17 protein-coding genes are annotated in these 19,861 nt (G+C 40.3%); 5 read left to right on the forward strand and 12 right to left on the reverse strand.

Annotated features, from left to right (window positions below):
* Positions 1-93 precede the first annotated feature (93 nt).
* Positions 94-2,667 carry a glycerol-3-phosphate 1-O-acyltransferase PlsB gene (gene plsB / locus AC1M85_RS12855; RefSeq protein ID WP_180028255.1) on the forward strand — a complete coding sequence of 858 codons (2,574 nt, stop codon included), beginning with the start codon at positions 94-96 and terminating at the stop codon, positions 2,665-2,667.
* A gap of 36 nt (positions 2,668-2,703) precedes the next feature.
* On the opposite strand, the gene AC1M85_RS12860 is transcribed toward plsB, so the two are convergent.
* Positions 2,704-3,501, reverse strand: coding sequence for a Rossmann-fold NAD(P)-binding domain-containing protein (locus tag AC1M85_RS12860; RefSeq protein WP_180028254.1), 798 nt, complete (start codon positions 3,499-3,501; stop codon positions 2,704-2,706).
* A 53-nt stretch (positions 3,502-3,554) separates the two neighbouring features.
* Here AC1M85_RS12860 and recG point away from each other — a divergent pair, with 53 nt between their 5' ends.
* Together recG and AC1M85_RS12870 are read left to right on the forward strand one after the other, a co-directional pair.
* Positions 3,555-5,600: an ATP-dependent DNA helicase RecG gene (recG, locus tag AC1M85_RS12865; RefSeq protein WP_488213196.1), complete on the forward strand. Its 2,046-nt coding sequence runs from the start codon at positions 3,555-3,557 to the stop codon at positions 5,598-5,600.
* Positions 5,601-5,667: 67 nt separating this feature from the next.
* Positions 5,668-6,300 carry a ComF family protein gene (locus AC1M85_RS12870; protein ID WP_180028252.1) on the forward strand — a complete coding sequence of 211 codons (633 nt, stop codon included), beginning with the start codon at positions 5,668-5,670 and terminating at the stop codon, positions 6,298-6,300.
* A gap of 17 nt (positions 6,301-6,317) precedes the next feature.
* Here AC1M85_RS12870 and AC1M85_RS12875 read toward each other — a convergent pair whose 3' ends face one another.
* Together AC1M85_RS12875 and AC1M85_RS12880 are read right to left on the reverse strand one after the other, a co-directional pair.
* On the reverse strand, positions 6,318-6,719 hold the full coding sequence (locus AC1M85_RS12875) for an NUDIX hydrolase (protein ID WP_092768106.1): 402 nt from the start codon (positions 6,717-6,719) through the stop codon (positions 6,318-6,320).
* Positions 6,716-7,315, reverse strand: a complete 600-nt coding sequence (locus AC1M85_RS12880) for an LOG family protein (protein ID WP_180028251.1) — start codon at positions 7,313-7,315, stop codon at positions 6,716-6,718. The genes AC1M85_RS12875 and AC1M85_RS12880 overlap by 4 nt, the downstream gene beginning before the upstream one ends.
* Before the next feature lie 155 nt (positions 7,316-7,470).
* On the opposite strand from AC1M85_RS12880, the gene AC1M85_RS12885 reads away from it, so the two are divergent.
* Positions 7,471-8,484, forward strand: a complete 1,014-nt coding sequence (locus tag AC1M85_RS12885) for a CorA family divalent cation transporter (protein ID WP_035265042.1) — start codon at positions 7,471-7,473, stop codon at positions 8,482-8,484.
* A gap of 109 nt (positions 8,485-8,593) precedes the next feature.
* Here the strand turns inward: AC1M85_RS12885 and AC1M85_RS12890 are convergent, their stop codons facing one another.
* The 8 genes from AC1M85_RS12890 to dxs form a co-directional block, all read right to left on the reverse strand.
* Positions 8,594-8,881 carry an STAS domain-containing protein gene (locus AC1M85_RS12890; RefSeq protein ID WP_488213197.1) on the reverse strand — a complete coding sequence of 96 codons (288 nt, stop codon included), beginning with the start codon at positions 8,879-8,881 and terminating at the stop codon, positions 8,594-8,596.
* Positions 8,882-8,893: 12 nt separating this feature from the next.
* Entirely contained in the window at positions 8,894-9,526 is a 633-nt protein-coding gene (locus AC1M85_RS12895) for an MlaC/ttg2D family ABC transporter substrate-binding protein (RefSeq protein ID WP_035265038.1), read from the reverse strand.
* Between the two features lie 19 nt (positions 9,527-9,545).
* Positions 9,546-10,226 carry an outer membrane lipid asymmetry maintenance protein MlaD gene (gene mlaD / locus AC1M85_RS12900; RefSeq protein WP_180028249.1) on the reverse strand — a complete coding sequence of 227 codons (681 nt, stop codon included), beginning with the start codon at positions 10,224-10,226 and terminating at the stop codon, positions 9,546-9,548.
* Positions 10,226-11,005, reverse strand: a complete 780-nt coding sequence (gene mlaE / locus AC1M85_RS12905; protein ID WP_488213198.1) for a lipid asymmetry maintenance ABC transporter permease subunit MlaE — start codon at positions 11,003-11,005, stop codon at positions 10,226-10,228. The genes mlaD and mlaE overlap by 1 nt, the downstream gene beginning before the upstream one ends.
* A complete protein-coding gene (locus AC1M85_RS12910) occupies positions 11,002-11,820 on the reverse strand; it encodes an ABC transporter ATP-binding protein (protein ID WP_035265033.1) in 819 nt (272 codons plus the stop codon). The genes mlaE and AC1M85_RS12910 overlap by 4 nt, the downstream gene beginning before the upstream one ends.
* 422 nt (positions 11,821-12,242) lie before the next feature.
* Complete coding sequence (locus AC1M85_RS12915) at positions 12,243-14,057, reverse strand: DEAD/DEAH box helicase (RefSeq protein WP_481592072.1); 1,815 nt, start codon at positions 14,055-14,057, stop codon at positions 12,243-12,245.
* 408 nt (positions 14,058-14,465) lie between these two features.
* A complete protein-coding gene (locus tag AC1M85_RS12920; protein ID WP_035265030.1) occupies positions 14,466-15,296 on the reverse strand; it encodes an inositol monophosphatase family protein in 831 nt (276 codons plus the stop codon).
* A gap of 118 nt (positions 15,297-15,414) precedes the next feature.
* A complete protein-coding gene (gene dxs, locus AC1M85_RS12925) occupies positions 15,415-17,319 on the reverse strand; it encodes a 1-deoxy-D-xylulose-5-phosphate synthase (RefSeq protein ID WP_488213199.1) in 1,905 nt (634 codons plus the stop codon).
* A 317-nt stretch (positions 17,320-17,636) separates the two neighbouring features.
* On the opposite strand from dxs, the gene ribA reads away from it, so the two are divergent.
* The gene (gene ribA, locus AC1M85_RS12930; protein WP_488213881.1) at positions 17,637-18,239 is read left to right on the forward strand and encodes a GTP cyclohydrolase II; all 603 of its coding nucleotides are present in this window, start codon (positions 17,637-17,639) and stop codon (positions 18,237-18,239) included.
* Between the two features lie 86 nt (positions 18,240-18,325).
* Here ribA and hemN read toward each other — a convergent pair whose 3' ends face one another.
* Positions 18,326-19,696, reverse strand: a complete 1,371-nt coding sequence (gene hemN / locus AC1M85_RS12935) for an oxygen-independent coproporphyrinogen III oxidase (RefSeq protein WP_488213200.1) — start codon at positions 19,694-19,696, stop codon at positions 18,326-18,328.
* Positions 19,697-19,861 lie beyond the last annotated feature (165 nt).

Genomic DNA, 19,861 nt, shown 5'->3' on the forward strand with positions numbered 1-19,861 from the left:
GTTAGAAAATGACATATTGTTTTGATCACAGATTTAAGAAAATAATTGCCTTCATTCGCGTCATGCGAAATTCGTCTTTGGCTAGGAGTATGTATGTCCAAGAATGGCTTTGGTCAAATGTATCGTCGACTTTCCAGTAAGTTGCTTGACCTCGTAGTAACACCGCATGTTCTTGGAGAGGTTCCTACTGAAACCCAACCTTCAACACCACCCACTGAAAATAACACGACTCACAAAAAAGTGGTGTGCTATGTATTACAAAATTACTCGCGTAGTAATGCGTTAGTGGTTGACGGCGAAACTCGTCGATTAAATCTCGCGCCAGCACTTGACCCACTCATGATCGGGGACCATAAAGAGAAAGCTGCTGTATTATTTTTACAACATCAAGATGAAACAAACTTACTTAATCCGCCACCCCATGCATTTCCACCTCGTCTCCTCAGATTGATCGAGATATTGGATAAGCACCCAGATACTGACATTGAACTTGTACCAGTGACTGTATTGTGGGGCCGCTCACCGGACAAAGAAGATTCATTATTTAAATTGCTATTTACGGACACTTGGGCAACACCAAGTACTGTTAAACAACTGATGAATATTGGTTTACATGGTCGCCAATCTTTTCTTGAATTCCATGAACCAAAATCACTGCGCGAATTGGTAGATTACGCACGTGTAACACATCCAAACTTGTCTCCTGCAACATATATCGTCAATCAACTCAATGATTATCTAGATCGTCAGCGTGAAGTTGTATTAGGTCCAGATTTGTCAGATCGTCGAAACGTGATGCAATCATTGATTAAATCTCAAGATGTTCAGGACGGAATTCGCAAAGAAAGTATTCGCTCTAAAATCAGTTTGATTGAAGCTGAGCGCCGTGCGATCGGCTACGTGAATGAAATTGCATCAGACTATTCTCATGCAACCGTACGTTTTGCAGAACAAGCCCTGACGCGTCTTTGGACTCAACTCTATGACGGCGTAGAAGTACATAATTTCAATACAGTTCGTGAATTAGCGAAAGACTACGAAATTATTTATACACCTTGTCATCGTAGCCATATTGACTACCTATTACTCTCTTATGTGATTTATAAGCGTGGGATGATGGTACCGTACATTGCTGCAGGTGATAACCTGAATATGCCATTCGTTGGTCAGCTTTTACGTGGTGGCGGTGCATTTTTTATACGTCGAACCTTCCGTGGAAATGCGTTATACACCACTGTATTCAAAGAATATCTATACAGTATCCTATCGCGAAACACGCCATTAGAATACTTTATTGAAGGTGGACGTTCACGTACTGGACGTTTATTACCGCCGAAAACAGGTATGTTGGCAATGACTGTGCATAGTCATTTGCGTGGTCGTGCTAAACCTATTGTATTTGTCCCGACCTATTTTGGTTATGAACGCCTGATGGAAGGTGCAACTTACGTCGGTGAAATGAATGGTAAGCCTAAAGAGGCCGAATCTATCTTTGGTATTTTACAAACCTTAAGAAAGATTGAACGCATCTTCGGTAAAGTACACGTAAACTTTGGTGAACCCGTCTTCCTTGATGAGATTTTGAAACAGCATGGTGCCGAACATATCAAAATTGAGAAGAATGATGACCCGATTCCTCAAGAAGTTTCTGATGCAGTCAACACCTCAGCAAATGCAATTCTTGAAAATATTAACCGTGCTGCTGTTATCAACCCAGTTTCGTTATTGTCACTTATTCTTTTATCGACTTCCAAGCACACGCTTGATGAAGAGATTTGTATTAAACAGTTAGATACCTATCGCAATCTTCTAACAGCTTTACCTTATGATCATCGAGTTCAAATCACACCACTGTCTGGTAAAGAAATCATTGCTTATGGTTTAAAACTCAAGTTGATTAAGCGTGTAAAACATGTCCTTGGCGATATCATTGCGATTGAAGATGGTCAAGCAGTATTACTGACATATTTCCGCAATAATATTTTGCATGCTTATGTCTTGCCATCACTGATTGCTGCGATGGTCGAGCACAATGGTAAAATTTCACAGGGCGATTTGATTAATGTCATTCGTACACTTTATCCATTCTTGAAAGCTGAACTTTTCCTTAAGTGGAATACGGATGAGCTTAAAGAACAGATCTGTAACTATGTTCAAGGTCTGGTGGAAGCACAGTTGATTACGATTGATGAACATGGAAATTTATGTAGCCCTGCACCTAACTCTGAACAACACAATCAGTTAGTCGTGCTTGCTGCTCCAGTGAAGCAAAGTATTGAACGCTACTACATGACACTTGCCCTAATTACTCAACGTGGCTCTGGAAATATTACGACCAAGCAGGTCGAAGATTTAAGCCATCTATTAGGTCAGCGTTTATCTGTCCTTTATGAGTTCAACTCACCTGAATTCTTTGATAAAGCGCTCTTCCAAAGTTTTATCAAAGTTCTGACTCAACAAGGCTATATCAGTAATAACGAAGAAGGTGCAATAGTCTTTGATGCACAATTCAAAGAGGTTGCTCAATATGCCAACTTGGTACTAGATGATGTAACCTTACAAATGTTGCAACATATCACTTCATTTAACGATGAAGAGCTGAAAGAAGCTTTGGATGCAGTTGCTGATCAACAAGCCAAAAAACGCTTAAAACGCAAGAAAAAATAGTATCTAAAACCCTCCCCAGCGAGGGTTTTTTTATGCCTAAATGAGTTCTCGATAATCCTTAAAAAATTGATTATGTTTCAATTTAAAACCAGTGCTTAACATTCGAGAGGCATAAATTTTCTTTCCATGCTGTGCCTCACTCAATAATTTTAATGGAAGGATGTTTAACTGCTTTTGGAACCACAGAATAATTTCATGTAATGGAATGGGTTGATTATTACTACAAATATAAGTTTTTTCTGGATGTTCCACGTGAAGTAAATGGACAAGAAAACCCGCTAAATCTTCGATATGAATTCGATTCGACCAATGCACATTGGGATAGGTCATTGTATTTTGAGCAAGCTGCATCATTCTCTTCACGGATACGCCATAAATACCAGTGGGTCTCACAATGATACATTGCTGTGGGAAGGCTTCTTGCCAAAGTTTCTCCATTGTGACTAACACTAATGCTTTCTCATCTTTCGGATTGATCTCTGTTTGGTCATCAATCTCCTCCCCTTGATCTTGTCCGTAAACGCGTGTTGATGAGACAACAATAATCTTTTGGATGGGATGCAATGCCAGCTGATTTCTCATATGTGGAATCGCATCTATGAAAGCAGCTTTATACCCGTCTAGTGATGGGTCTTTGGGTGCAATCAACACGTATACTGCATCAATAGGCGACAATGTCGATAAATCAAGTTGGTGTATATCTTGTTGAAGATGCATAGCACCTGCTTGATCTTTCCTGCTTAAACTGACTGTGGTAATTTGATGTCTTTGTTGAAATAATTGTTTAGCAACATGTTGGGATGTTTTACCATAACCGATAAATAGAATATGCATGTAAGACCTATTCTCTAGTGTTATAAAGTCAATTTAAGCAAAGTTGAGGGGACATGACTGCAGTCCATCAGTTGCAAGGTGTAGGAAACGCCGCTGCCGCTTTACTCGAAAAATTAAATATCTGGAATACGGATGATCTTTTGTTTCATCTGCCTCGAGATTATGAAGATCGCAGTACTATTGTGCCCATGAATCAACTTCAAGTAGGTCGAAGCTATTTACTTGAAGGCACTGTCGCATCAATGGATATGCCGCCCGGTAAACGCAAATCCATGGCAATATTATTACAAGATGATTTTGGAAAAGTCACCTTACGTTTTTATCATATTTATAAAGCATTGATGGATCGCGCAAAGCCTGGAAATCGTTTAAGAGTGTTTGGTGAAGTCCGAGTAGGCGCTCGTGGCCTAGAAATGTATCACCCAGAAATTCAATTGATTACGGAGCATACCCCACTTCCAAAAACGCAGCTAACCGCAATTTACCCATCAACGGAAGGACTCACTCAACCTAAACTGCGCGAATATATTAAACAAGCTTTAGCACAACATGCCCATGATTTACCAGAACTGATTCCTTCAAAATTTACCAATGGGTATTCTTTAAAAGAAGCACTAGAATATATTCATCACCCTCCCACCGATGCCAATATGTTGCAACTGGCTGAAGGGCAGCATCCTGCGCAGCAACGTCTCATCTTTGAAGAATTAGTCAGTCATCAAATTAGTTTGTTGACTCGTCGTGCATACATTCAACAGATCTCCGCACCTGCATTTTCAGCCAGTCGAACATTTGCCAAACAACTTCTCTCCACACTTCCCTTTGAAATGACGAATGCTCAAAAACGTGTTTCAAATGAAATTGTGAAAGATCTTAAACACAACAAACCGATGCTCAGACTGGTGCAAGGTGATGTAGGCGCAGGCAAAACCCTAGTAGCAGGCATTGCGGCATGTCATCCACTCGAAGAGGGATGGCAAGTTGCTCTTATGGCACCGACTGAAATCCTCGCAGAACAACATTATTTAAATTTTAAAAAATGGTTCGAACCACTCAGCATCCAAGTTTCTTGGTTATCAGGCAAACAAAAAGGGAAAGCACGCGCTGCTGCAGAACAGCAGATTAGAGAAGGCTCTGCCCAATTGGTCGTCGGCACTCATGCACTATTTCAGGATAACGTCCAGTTTCATAAATTGGGTCTTGTCATCATTGATGAACAGCATCGGTTTGGAGTTGACCAGCGTCTAGCATTACGAAATAAAGGGGCACAGGATACGACACCACATCAGTTAGTAATGACCGCCACGCCTATCCCACGTACGTTAGCAATGTCAGCGTACGGAGATTTAGATACTTCTGTGATTGATGAGTTACCCCCAGGGCGTACTCCAATCCAAACAGTCACTATTCCACTCGATCGTCGTGAAGAGGTCCTGCAGCGTATTGCGACAAACTGCGCTGAAGGTAAGCAGGCTTATTGGGTCTGTACATTAGTGGAACAATCAGAGACGTTAGATGCCCAAGCTGCTGAAGCGACTTATCAGGAGATTAAAGAACGCTTTCCGCACCTCAATATTGGTTTGGTTCATGGCAAAATGAAAGCTGATGAAAAACAAGCTGTCATGCAACAGTTCAAAGACAATCAATTACAACTGCTGATCGCAACAACTGTGATCGAAGTTGGAGTGGATGTACCAAATGCATCCATCATGGTCATTGAAAATGCGGAGCGACTGGGTCTATCTCAACTACATCAATTAAGGGGGCGTGTGGGTCGAGGTGCTAAAGCAAGTTTTTGCGCATTATTGTATAAAAGTCCTTTATCGCAGAATGGACAAGAGCGTTTACGCATTATGCGTGAAACCAATGATGGCTTTTTAATAGCAGAAAAAGATTTGGAAATCCGTGGCCCAGGCGAACTGTTAGGAACGAAACAAACTGGAGACATGGGCTTTCGCGTGGCTAAATTGGAACGTGATGACCATCTGTTAACTCAAGCACACTATGTCGCGACTCAAATTTTAAAAGATTACCCACATCAAGCGGATGCTCTTCTTAAACGATGGTTACCAGAAGCACCTAGATATGCGTATGTTTAATATGTTCCTTAATCAACGAGCTCAGTTATAATCATAGGTACTCACAATAAAAATAACTTGAGCCATGATGCTGAGCCCTATTCATAACCTCTATCACACATTATTATCACGACGCGCTTGCCAATTATGCGGATTCTCTCCAACTCAAACCCACAGATTATGTGATGACTGTTGGACAATGCTCCCATGGAAAAGCCCTTCACTCATTCATCGACATGAAAGAAATATTTATGCTTGTTTCGACTATAGCTTTCCTATAGATCGCATTATTCACTTATTCAAATATGAACAACAACTTCATTATCAAACTTTTCTAGCACACACATTGCTAGAACTTAAACTGAAACGTTTTCAAGCGATTATACCTATGCCTATTTCAAACGAGCGCTTGAAGGAGCGTGGTTATAATCAAATGATGGTCATCGGAAAAATTCTTTCCAAAAAACTGCAAATACCCATTTGGCAGCCAATTGAACGTTCAGCACAACACTCACAGAAAGGCTTAACACGTGTAGAAAGAATCGAGGATATTCAATCTCAATTCAAACCAATACGTTCAGAAAAAGGAAAGTTTAGAAATATCCTGATTATTGACGATGTCGTGACCACAGGGAGTTCAGTCAATGCGTTGGCCAATGCACTAGAAAAGCTCGGCTGTCAGAACATTCAGATCGCATGCATTGCAGCCGCAGAATATTGACACAGTCACTTTAAGTTTTAATCGGCATTAAAATGCTGCCTACACCAAGGAATCACGATTTCTCGAGTTAACGGTGCTAAAGGCGTAGCATCATCATCTAAATCGATCCATTTCATTTCAGCAATTTCTGCATGAATGTGAGGCTCTTGTTTAAGCTGAACTCGATAGAGATAACTAATCAACTGATGATCCGCTTCATTTGCAGCTTTGGTTTCAAAACGACCTATATATTGATCTATTACTGCCTCAGCGCCAATTTCTTCTTTAATTTCTCGCAGAATCGTGTCTTCAGAAGGCTCATTCTCCTCTAACTTCCCACCAACCTGCATGAAAAACTGGGTATTCTTTTTTCGAACCAACAACAACTGCTGATCCTCATTGGAAATAATCGCTGCTGCGACAGTAATGACTTTGCTCATGTATCTAGTTTCACCAAATCTTCTCGACCTTGGACACCCCATTTCGGTTGTGGTGCCTGATAAGACTCGAATTTTGACACAATATCCTCGATTGAAGTTGAATTGATTAATGCATTGGTAAAGCGAGCTCGAGTAAACTCTTGATCTGTCGTATGTTGAATGAATTGTAATAGACCATCATAAAACCCGTTAATGTTTAAAAATGCGCAGGGTTTAAGATGAATACCGAGTTGCGCCCATGTCCATTGTTCAAAAATTTCTTCAATTGTTCCTGCACCACCCGGTAAGGCAATAAAACCATCCGACAAATCTGCCATCAGCGTTTTACGCTCATGCATACTGGTAACAACGTGAAGTTCAGTCAAATTTGGATGTGCTAATTCACGATCCACCAATCCTTGTGGAATCACGCCAATGACCTTTCCACCAGCCTCTAATGCACTATCCGCAACAATCCCCATTAATCCTGAACGACCGCCACCATACACCAAGGTCTTGCCTTGTTGCGCTAAATATTTCCCTGTTTTCTTTGCTGCATCAGCATAAACAGGATCGGAACCTAATGTTGAACCACAAAATATTGCAATAGAATTCATTTAAAATTAGCCTTAAGTTTTTATAACAACAATTAAAATGATATGTTCTGTGTTTTTTAACCTAATTAATGATGGAATCAGTTTTTTTTCATGGCATCCTTGTCTAAAATACACCCATCGTTCACACACAAACTGCGCAAGGGAGAAAAGATAAAATGCTTGAAGCCTTTTATGCCACAGAGCGCGGTAGTCTAGAAGATGCAACGATCAATGGTGGGTTTGATTTACACCCTGAATTGGTTTGGATCGATTTAATTGCACCCTCTCAAGATGAGCAAGAATGGGTTTTAGATGCCTATAAACAAAATCTTCCAACACTAAAATCATTAGAAGATATTTCTTCATCTGCACGATTCTACCGTGATGATGATGGCATTTTACATATCAGTACGTATTTTTTAACGAAAAATAAAAACTACCAAGTCGATGGTGACCCTGAAGAGTCATCCAATATGCTAGGAACGGTTCAAACCGTTGCATTTATTTTACATAAAGATCGACTATTTACTTTACGTGGTGAAAAGCTCGTTGCTTTCCGTGCCTTTCGAGCACGTGCTCGCCGTAATGATTACGACATTGACTATAAAGATCCGACTTGGATACTTTTGGGTTTACTCGAAGCTAAACTCGATGAGCTTGCGGATATCTTAGAAGATATCCACAAGGATCTAGAACTCTACTCTACAGAAGTATTGAATGTTCGCCACCGTGAACAAATTCTTGATCTCGATGATATGATTACCCGTCTTGCTCAAAAAGAAGATATGTTGGGTAAAGCGCAACTCTGTTTAATTGACTTACGCCGCGTTCTGACCTTCTTAGCAAGACCCCGTGCCTTAGGCAGTCATATTTATGATGCTGATATTCGAGAACTCAGTGAGGATGTTCGCTCATTAGTAGAACATGATGCATTCTTGTTCCAGAAGGTTCGATTCCTATTGGATACCACTTCGGGTTTCATTAATACTGAACAGAATGATACGATTCGTCGATTCTCGATTTTACCTAGCATGCTTGCTCCTCCGATGTTGGTGGCCAGTATTTATGGTATGAACACTGATGTACTGCCCTTTGCTCAAGGAACGACGAGCTTTGTTGTTGTCAGTTTGATTATCCTAGTGTTCTTATTTGGACCACTGATTTATTTTAGATGGAAAAAATGGATTTGAGTACGCTTTGATGTCGCGTTTTTTAAATAACGTATGAACTACCTTCTGTTGAGTAAATTACTATTTAAAGCGATAAAAAAGCACCCTAAGGTGCTTTTTTATTTTTCAATCAAATCAATTTTAAATCATTTTCTAAATGGCAAGATTGAATGATTTTCATCATTTTTTCTGGCACAGATTTAAACTGTAAACTCGATGTTCCAGGTGCTTGACGCAATAAACGCACTAAAACAGCTAGCGCCAGAGTACTACCATGTTCAAGACCTGATAAATTTACAGTAAGTGGAAACTGCTTTGCCTGCTTAATCAACTTTAAACCTTGTTGATAATACTGTTCAGCATTGTCGAAACTAATTTTTCCAGAAACTATAATTTCTTGATCTTTGAGTGAAATCACAATTGTTCTCTGTTATTTTTTCTCAACTGCAGCTTCAGCATCAGGCTTAAAGTTTGCAATTGCTTTATTGATATCGCCACCATTACGCTTCACAGTAGCAGCAAACTGATTACGGAATTGCAAACCTAAGTCAATTCCAGAAACGTTGATATTGCGAATCTTCCACTGATCACCTTTATCAGCCAATTGGAACGATACAGGGATCTTCTCACCCTTGTTAATAAAATCAATCGTTACAACAGGGTTTTTAGTGTTAGATGCTTTATAGGGACGAATTGTATATGTCTGATTAGAAAACTTAGAGAAAGCACTACCATAGTTTTCAATCAATGTTTCACGGAAGTTCTTCTCAAACTGTGCGCGTTGAGCAGCATTACTATATTGATTCGTCGCATAAGTTCCCATCACGATACGAGTAAATGATTGCGAATCAATATATGGATCTAAATTTTGACGAACAATTGCGCGTACCGCAGCAGGGTTATTTTGTAACTTAGCTTGGTCTGCTTTTAAACGTGAAATTAAGCCATCAGCTACTTTTTTGATAAATGCAGGAGGAGTCTCCGTAGGTGCAGCAAATGCTGTACTCGCAATCATCGTCGATAAAACGCTAACAGTCAGTGTTTGCTTTACGAACGTATTCATTTATTTTTCCTCTATTTAATCATTCAACAAAAGAAGCAGTTTCATCTGTGAATTCTACAGTTTCTGCATCTGATGAACCATTTGAATCTTTTTTCGCAGCTGAATCACCAGCACCACCAGTCACAAATTTAGACACTAAGTCTTCAATTTCCATTGTGCTTTGTGTGTTGCCAATTTGATCACCACGTTTTAAATAATTTAAACCACCACCTGGAACAATTTTGAGATACTTCTCGCCCAGTAAGCCATTTGTCGCTACCATAATGTAAGCATCTTCATCAATATTGGTGATGGAGTTCATGTTAGCGATCAGTTGCTTTTCCATTTCTTTTTGTTGCGATGGCGTAGCAGCTTCATAGTCACTGCTATAACGCAACTCTTCTAAAGCACCTTCTTGCACAGTTTTAAGTTGTTCATCATTGAAAGATGTCAGCTCACCATCTAAATTAATTTTCACTGTTGCAAGACGTGTTAACGGATCTAATGTGATTGACTCAACTTCACCAACTTTTACACCGCTCAGTGCAACTTTAGCACGTGGTTTAATACCATTCACATTATCAAAAGTTGCGGTCATGCTATAACTGTCTTTTAAATTTGTCCCAGCTAAGCCACTTACTTTCATTGCCAAGAAAAATAATGCACAACCAAATAGAATCACGAATATTCCAACTGCGAGCTCACTCGTACGTGATTTCATTACACACCTCCAAACATGACCGCAGTCAAAACAAAATCAAATCCTAAAACACATAGTGATGAATACACTACCGTTCTTGTTGTTGCTGTCGCAATGCCTTCTGATGTAGGCTCGCATGAATACCCCTGATATACGGCAATCCACGTACAGATTAAAGCAAATACAAAGCTTTTGATGATCGTGCCATTAAAGACATCTTGATAAAATTGAACGGCACTTTCCATACCACTCCAATACGAACCTTCATCAGCACCTAAAAAATCCACACCGACCATTTTTCCGCCCATGATCCCCACAGCAGCAAAAATTACGGCAAGCATAGGCAAACTAAATATACCCGCCCATAAACGTGGTGAAATAATGCGTTTAAGTGGATCAACACCGATCATTTCCATACTAGACAATTGCTCAGTCGCTTTCATCAAACCAATTTCGGCGGTTAAAGCAGATCCTGCACGCCCCGCAAAAAGAAGAGCTGCAACCACTGGCGCAAGTTCACGCAACAAGGTCAACGAAACTGCTGCTCCAAGCATCGCTTCACTACCAAAAGTGACCAAAATGCTATACATCTGTAAACCCAAGACTGCGCCTATAAACAGCCCTGACACCACAATGATAAGCAATGATAATACGCCAACACGATACATTTGATAGATAAAGAGTTTGACTCCAATCCAAGTCGGCATCGAAAATAAAATTTGAACTAGCATAATGGCTGCAACGCCAATACCTTGAACACGCTCTATAACGCGTCTGCCTAGTGAGGCTATCGCATTCATGTACGCACCTCATCACTTAAATATGCTTGATGACTAAATTGATAATCCACAGGACCTTCGACCGAACCTGTTAAGAATTGACGAACGAAAGGCGAACTATGATTCTTTAGCTGATCAGGTGTCCCCTCGCCTTGTACTTTACCTTCCGCAACCACATAAATGTAATCTGCGATCGATAATGTTTCAGCAACATCGTGAGACACGATAATGGTCGTTAGGTCTAACGCTTCTCGTAAAGAACGAATCAATCGGGTTAAAACCCCCATTACGATGGGATCCTGACCAGCAAATGGTTCATCGTACATAATCAAATCTGGATCTAGTGCAATTGCACGAGCTAACGCCACACGGCGATTCATCCCCCCTGAAAGCTCAGAAGGCATCATTTGCTCAGCGCCACGTAATCCCACAGATTCGAGTTTTAAAGCGACCAGTTCTGCAATCAAATGTTCAGGCAATTGAGTATGGGCGCGGATAGGGAAAGCTACATTTTCATAGACAGTCATATCTGTGAAAAGCGCACCACTCTGAAAGAGCATCCCCATACGAGCACGAGCTTTAAACAATTCCTGACGACTCATTTGGCTAATATTTTTACCATCCAACAAGACCTCGCCTGCATCAGGTACAAGTTGCCCCCCAATGAGTCTAAGAAGCGTGGTTTTCCCCGTCCCTGAAGGCCCCATAATGGCAGTAATTTGACCCTTACGAATCTTTAAATTGACTTGGTCGTAAATAACACGATCACCACGATTAAAGCTTAAATTTTTTACTTCGATCAACGCTTGCTCATCGATTTGTATTTGATTATTCATAGCTGAGCGTGTTCCTACAATTTTTCAGCTTGCATACTATACTCTGAAATAACTGAATTTAAATGTTATTTATAAAATACAAGGTTAAGAGAACATTGTAGCATTATTGATCATTTTTATTAATTTTGCTTATAGAAAGATGTGTTTTATTTATGAAACAATGATTTGAAATTATTCTTTTTTATAAATTTATAATGTGATACTAAAAAAGTAATAGGCAAGATTAAGTAATACCAATAAAAAGAACACGTACATCATGATTGCACCAACATTCATTTGCTTCGTCTCAATCATTATAATCTTATTATTCATATTTTACATTTACCATAAATAATGTGAAATTATTCACTTTTATTCTAACAGATTTTTTGATATGAGCAATAAAAAACCAGCCCGAAGGCTGGTTTATTTAGCTATACCGATTAGTCGTTAAATTTACGACGTGGGCGATCGCTATTGAATTCACGCTTTGGGCGGTCATCACCAAATGTACGTTTTGGACGATCAAAACCACCTTCACGACGTGCTGGACGGTCACCGAAATCACGTTTTGGACGGTCACCAAAACTGTTTTCACGAGGTTTATAATCTACACGGTTACCACGATTGTCATCGTTAGAACGAGGGCGATCACCGAAATCACGCTTTGGACGATCATCAAATGAACGTTGCGGACGGTCACCGAAATCGCGACGTGGACGATCTTCGCCATTAAACTCACGACGTGGACGGTCATTGTTAAACTCGCGACGTGGACGATCTTCACCATTGAATTCACGACGTGGACGATCGTTGTTGAACTCGCGACGCGGACGATCTTCGGCATTAAATTCACGACGTGGACGATCGTTGTTAAACTCGCGACGTGGACGATCCTCACCATTGAATTCACGACGTGGACGATCTTCACCAAACGAACGGCGTTCGCCATCACGGTTACCTTCGCGACGTTTGAAGTTTGATTCACCTTCAAAACGACGACCACCACCGAAACCACCACGGCCACGGCCTTCACCACCACGGCCACGACCGCGACCAGCGCCATCACGACTACCGCGTGCTGGAGGTGGAGATGGCTCAAGACCTTCAATTTCAGAAACTTCTAGACGTGCATCTAAGTAGTCTTCTAAAGCACGAATTTTACCACGTTCACGGTAAGTCGCTAATGTGATTGCTTTACCAGTACGACCTGCACGACCTGTACGACCAATACGGTGTACATAATCTTCGTTCTTCATTGGAAGACCAAAGTTAATCACGTGTGAAATTGTTGGTACATCTAGACCACGTGCTGCAACATCAGTTGCAACTAAAATTTTTGCGCGACCTTCACGGATGCTGCGCAAACGACGGTTACGTACAGTCTGTGGCATTGCACCATGAAGTGCTACAACTGAAAGACCAGCTTCAGACAGTTCTTCTGCAAGCATATCTGTATCTTCTTGCGTAGAAGCAAATACAACAGCTTGATCAAGATCTTCTTCATTTAACCAATGTGTTAAAAGCTTTTTCTTGTGCTCAAAACCATCAGTCCAATGTAGAGTCTGAGTGATATCAGTATTCGTCGTGTGACCAGTTTCTATCGCAATACGTTCTGGCTCATTCATCATACGTTCTGCCAACGTAATAATACGTGGTGCGAACGTCGCAGAGAACATTAATGTTTGATCACGGTTACCCGCTAAATCACTGATCGCCTCTAAATCTTCAGAGAAACCAAGATCAAGCATACGGTCTGCTTCATCTACAATTAATGATTTAACTTTGTCCAATTTGATTTGACGACGATTTACTAGATCAAGTAAACGACCTGGAGTCGCCACAACAACTTGTGCACCTTTTAATTGTTGGATTTGTTTACCAAAAGGCATACCACCCATAATCGCAGCAATACGAACACCTTTCATGTGACGTACAAATGCAATCGCATCTTGGCTCACCTGTTGAGCCAATTCACGTGTTGGGCAAAGTACTAAAATTGTAGGTGCAGTTACAGCACGCATACGCTCTTTGAAAGAAAGCAACGTATCTTCACTACCCGCTAAAGCGTGAAGTGTAGGTAATAAGAATGCAGCAGTTTTACCAGAACCTGTTTGGCTTGATACTAAAAGATCTTTACCATCTAAAGCAGCAGGAATTGATTGTTCCTGAACAGGAGTAGGCGATGTAAAGCCTAATGCTTGTAATGCTTGTTGAAGTGATTCGTGTAGTGGAAAATCAGCAAAAGTTTTGCTCATAGAGTTTTTCACCCGAAAATTGGGTGCTCCATTAAATAAAGTCTGATGGACATCGGCAAAAAGCGGTACAGCAATAATCGCTGAAAATATAGAATCAGCGGCGATCCGAGAACGACGATGCGTATAACGCACACATGATTACAGCCTGAACCTGAAGGAATCGCTTTTAGCGATTGGGTGGGGCGCGAAATAATGTCCTCTCTTTGGACCGGACGCGCATACACAATATAGAAGAGAAATGTTCAGGTAATGAACGAAATTTAGTGCGTGCGCGGAGTATAACAGATTTTTTTATAATGTCATTAAGTTTAATTGCTTTTTGGTGCATTCAAGTACAAATATTCAGATTTATCATGTTTTGGACATAAAAAAGCTCCCAGTTAGGGAGCTTTCATAAATTTGATCTGCTTATTTAGCAGCAGCACCCCAAGCTGGGACAACTGCTTGCATCAATGGTTTCAATAATTTCATAGAACAAGCCAAGACTTGACCATTTTCCATTGAATTTGAACCACCGCGCGCATCAACTACTGTACCACCAGCTTCTTTTACAATTAGTTCACCCGCTGCAATATCCCATGGTTTCAAACCAAGTTCGAAATAACCATCGTAACGACCAGCAGCAACATAAGCTAAGTCGAGTGCTGCTGAACCTAAACGGCGGAATTGAGCACCTTGCTCAGATACTGCCAACAAAGAATCGAAGTGATTTTTTGCATAAGAAACTACTTCGCCATCGCGTTTAGCACGATATGCATGACCAACAGCCAAGAATGTACGATCTAAACTATCTTTTACATTCACACGAATACGACGTTGGTTCATCATTGCACCGCGACCGCGACTCGCAGAGAACAATTCATCTTTGATTGGGTCATACACAACACCGTGTTGAGTCACGCCTTTGTGTTGAACTGCAATAGAAATACAGAAGTGTGGGACACCGTTAATGAAGTTTAAAGTACCATCTAAAGGATCGATCACCCAACACCAATCAGCATCGTGACCTTTACCTTCTTGCATACCAAACTCTTCACCAAGGAAGCTGTGATTTTTATAGCTTTTGCGCAAGATATCGATCGTCAACTCTTCAACATAGCGATCAACGCGAGTCACAGGACCTTCGATACCTTTTTCTTCAACTTGCAGATCAAGTTTATGACGATTCTGATGCGCTTTTAAAAGCTCTTGACCAACTGTTTGAGCCGCACGCGCAGCCATCACCACCATAGGTTCCATTGAACACCCACTACAAATTTGAAGATACTGATAAAGAATAATGCATAAAAGCGCCGACATTTTATCAAATATCGACGCTTTTAGGTAAAAAATGTTTCTAAAATTTTATGACTTGTATTTAAACCACCTGTACAACCTTTAACCAAGCTTGTTGAATTGAAGATTGGATACCTTCTGCATCTAATCCACAATCTTTAAGCATCTCAGCATGACTGGCTTGCGCTAAGAATTGATCAGGTAAGCCTATGTTCAAAACTGGCTTAAGAATGTGTTCGGCCATTATAAATTCATTCACAGCACTTCCAGCACCACCCATGACTGCATGCTCTTCAACCGTTACAAAAAGTTGGGTTTGATCTGCATATTGTCGAATGATTTGACCATCTAGGGGTTTAACAAAACGCATATTCACAACGCGTACTGCAACATCCAATTGATCAACTAAAAGCTGAGCAGCATGTTCTGCAACACTCACGCGGCTACCGAAAGCTAAAATAGTAATCACTTCTTCGGCTTTTACATTCAGCTCCAAAGTTAACTCAGCTTTACCAATTTCAAGCGCTGTCAGTTCTTTTTGAATTTCAACACCTAAACCATTTCCGCGTGGATAACGTACTGCAGCAGGACCCGGGTGCAAATAAGCGGTATGTAGCATTTGACGGCATTCATTTTCATCTTTTGGTGCCATAATCACGATATTCGGAACTGTACGCATAAATGCGTAATCATATGCACCAGCATGAGTTGGTCCATCCTCACCTACTAAACCTGCACGATCGATACCAAATGTGACATCAAGGTTTTGTAATGCCACATCATGAATGAGCTGATCATAACCACGCTGTAAGAAGGTTGAATAAATTGCCACTACTGGTTTTAAACCTTCACATGCCATACCAGCAGCTAAGGTCACTGCATGTTGTTCTGCAATTGCCACATCAAAGTAACGATCAGGATATTGTTTGGCGAATTGCACCATACCTGAACCTTCACACATGGCAGGTGTAATGGCTAACAACTTATCATCCAACTGGGCTTCATCACACAACCATTGCCCAAAAACATCAGAATATTTGGGTGCTTTTGTTGAAGCTGATGCAGCATTTAATTTAGCAATTGCGTGATATTTTATTTGATCTGCTTCAGCAGGTGCGAAGCCCTTACCTTTCTTGGTATAGATATGAATTAAGCGCGGCCCCTTACGTTTTTTTAAGGCACTAAATACATTAACAAGCTCATCGACGTTATGACCATCAAATGGACCAAAATAGTCAAATCCAATCGCTTTAAATAAGTTATCCGCAGCCTCGGTAGCAGCACAATGTAAACGTGAAGTGTAGTCCCACTCAGGATAGTCCTGAATAAATGGATTACCCTTCTCATCAATATGCACAGACTGCCCTTTTTCCCAAATCGCAGCCAAATGTTTTGCAAAACCACCCGTGCTACATGAAATCGACATATCATTATCGTTCAGTACCACCATGAGATCAGCATCATGTGCAACAGCATCATTCATGGCTTCGAATGCCATCCCTGCTGTCATTGCACCATCACCGATAATTGCAACCACTTCACAAGGATCTTTTTGATAACGACGAGCTAAAGCCATTCCCAAACCCGCTGAAATAGCAGTTGATGAGTGGCCCACACCAAAAGTATCAAACTCAGACTCTTCACGAGCGGGGAACGCCGCTAAGCCATTTTTTGCACGAATTGTTGTTAGTTGCTCACGACGTCCAGTCAAAGCTTTATGTGGATATGCTTGATGACCCACATCCCAAATAAGACGATCATGTGGTGTATTGAAACAATAATGCAAAGCAACAGTTAATTCGATTACACCCAGATTGGCACCGAAATGCCCACCACTTTGTCCAGCAGCATACAAAATAAATTGACGTAGCTCGTCCGACACTTGACTCAATTGTTCTTTGGCTAGTTGACGCAATTGCATTGGATGATCAATCGCATCCAACAAAGGCGTAACAGGACGTTGACTAGGTATTTCGGTATACAACATATGTGGCAATGCCTTCTAAAGCCTGGCAAATCCTAAGCTAGGTAAATGGGTTAGCTCGATTCTTCTTATTGATCGAGAAATCGAAAAAAAACACCTTAAATCAACCACATTTATATTGGTCCAGTGTTGAGCTTTCGCTAAACGGGCGTTGTTAGGTAGCTAGATTATCCTGAATATCGATGCTACTTATCAACTATTATCTTGTGCTTTGCAAAAAAAAGGAAATCTTCTGTGTAAATTTGCACAATGATACTCAACTATGGTCTGATCATTCAGCTATACTTTAGCCAAATTATGAACATGTAATGGAAGTCGCTGTGCCTATAGAGTTTGTTGCCACATCTAAATTACCCACTGCCTTTGGTGATTTTAAAATCACTGTTTTTCAAGATCCTAAAACAGGTGAAGAACACGTAGCATTGTCAAAAGGATTAGATACAGCACCCACCTCTCCTGTCTTGGTACGAATCCATTCCGAATGTTTAACAGGTGATGCTTTTGCTTCATTAAAATGTGATTGTGGCCCACAACTTCAAGCAACTCAAAAAATGATTAACGAAGCAGGACAAGGCGTAATTTTATATTTACGTCAAGAAGGTCGTGGTATTGGTTTAACCAATAAAATTCGTGCTTATGCCTTGCAAGATCAAGGACATGACACAGTGGATGCCAACCTGATGCTCAACTTACCCGCTGATGCGCGTAAATACGATATGTGCAGTATCATGCTGGATCACTTACAAGTGAAAAAAGTCAAACTGGTTACGAATAATCCTCTCAAAATTAAAGCTTTAACTGATTTAGGAATTGATGTGGTTGATCGTGTCCCGTTAACGGTCGGTTTGAATAAATTCAATGAAGAATACTTAAAAACCAAACATGAGCGCATGTCACATATGTATCAAAAGGATGATTTTTAACTACAGCATAATTTAATCGTTGTAAAAAATACCCCGATGCTTAGGGGTATTTTTTCACTTAGACTCAATCTAATTTGTGAAGATGACTATATCGTCATAGAAAATATCCGATTTTCAGGTTTGTTTCTTTTTAACCTTAAATCGAAAGCCATACAGATATTTCGTACAAATGGTTTTCCAGCTTCCGTTACCTTCAATCCATATTCACTCATCTTCACAAGTTGGTCATTTTGCATTTCAGCTAAATCTTCTAAAACTTGTGGTCGCTGTGCAAAATCCATGTCACCTTGCCAATTCGTCTCAAAGTGGCACATGAGATTTAAAATGTGTTTTCTGATTTTCAAATCTTCTTCTGTTAAAAGATGACCTTTAAAAACTGGAATTTCATTTTGTTCTAATCGAGCATAATAATTTTCAAGCGTCTTTTCATTTTGGGCAAAACCTTGCCAACAATCGCCAATAGCTGACATCCCTAAGCCAATCATCACTTCTGTTTTTGAAACGGTATATCCCATAAAATTACGATGTAACTGTTGGGCTTGAAATACCTGATACATATCATCATGCTCAAGTGCAAAATGATCCATTCCTATTTCATGATATCCAGCAGACAATAATTTTTGTTTTCCTTGCTCATAACACTGTCTTTTCTCTTCATCGCGCGGAACATCATGGTCTTTAAAACCACGTTGCCCATTGCCTTTGATCCATGGTACATGCGCATAACTGTAAAAGGCTAAACGATCTGGCTTAATTTGAATGGTTTGATCAATTGTGTTTAAAACATCATCTAAATATTGAAAGGGCAGCCCGTAGACCAAATCATGCGAAATAGAGGTATAACCAATTTCACGCGCCCATTCTGTAACCTGCTTTACGTGTTCAAAAGGTTGAATTCGGTGGATCGCTTTCTGCACGGTTTCATTATAATCCTGCACGCCAAAGCTAACGCGTCTAAAACCCAATTCAAACAGCGTCTTTAAATGATCGTAAGAAGTATTATTAGGATGTCCTTCAAAACTAAATTGATGATCTTCAGCTACTTGTGATAGCGCTAAAAGCCCATCAATCAACTGTTTAAGATGCTGAGGAGAAAAAAATGTAGGTGTCCCTCCCCCTAGATGTATCTCTTTAACCAAAGGACGCTCTACAAATAACTCACAATACAATTTCCATTCTTTTAACAAAGCCAAAATATAGGGCTGTTCCATTTCATGTTTTTTAGTGATTTTTTTATGACATCCACAAAAAGTACATAAGGACTCGCAAAAAGGTAAGTGAATATAAAGGCTAATACCACGTTGGCTATTCGATTTATCAAAACGTATTTTGAGTTTTTGCTGCCATAGTACTTGATCAAAAGTCGACTGCTCCCAATACGGAACTGTGGGATAGCTCGTATATCGAGGACCTGGAACATTATATTTTTGCACCAGTGAAACAACGTTTTCGAACATATCCCCACCTTTAAAATCACCACATATTAAAAGCTTAACTGCTTTCAGTCGTCCTATTTTGAGGAGCTTATTCTTTTAATTCAACCTAGTATCTTGGTCAGGATTCATAAGTAAATTCAAATCACAAAGTACGTTTACCCTGACTAAACTTAAATCTCGATCTGC

This window comes from Acinetobacter sp. 24-47-64 (assembly GCF_057737055.1).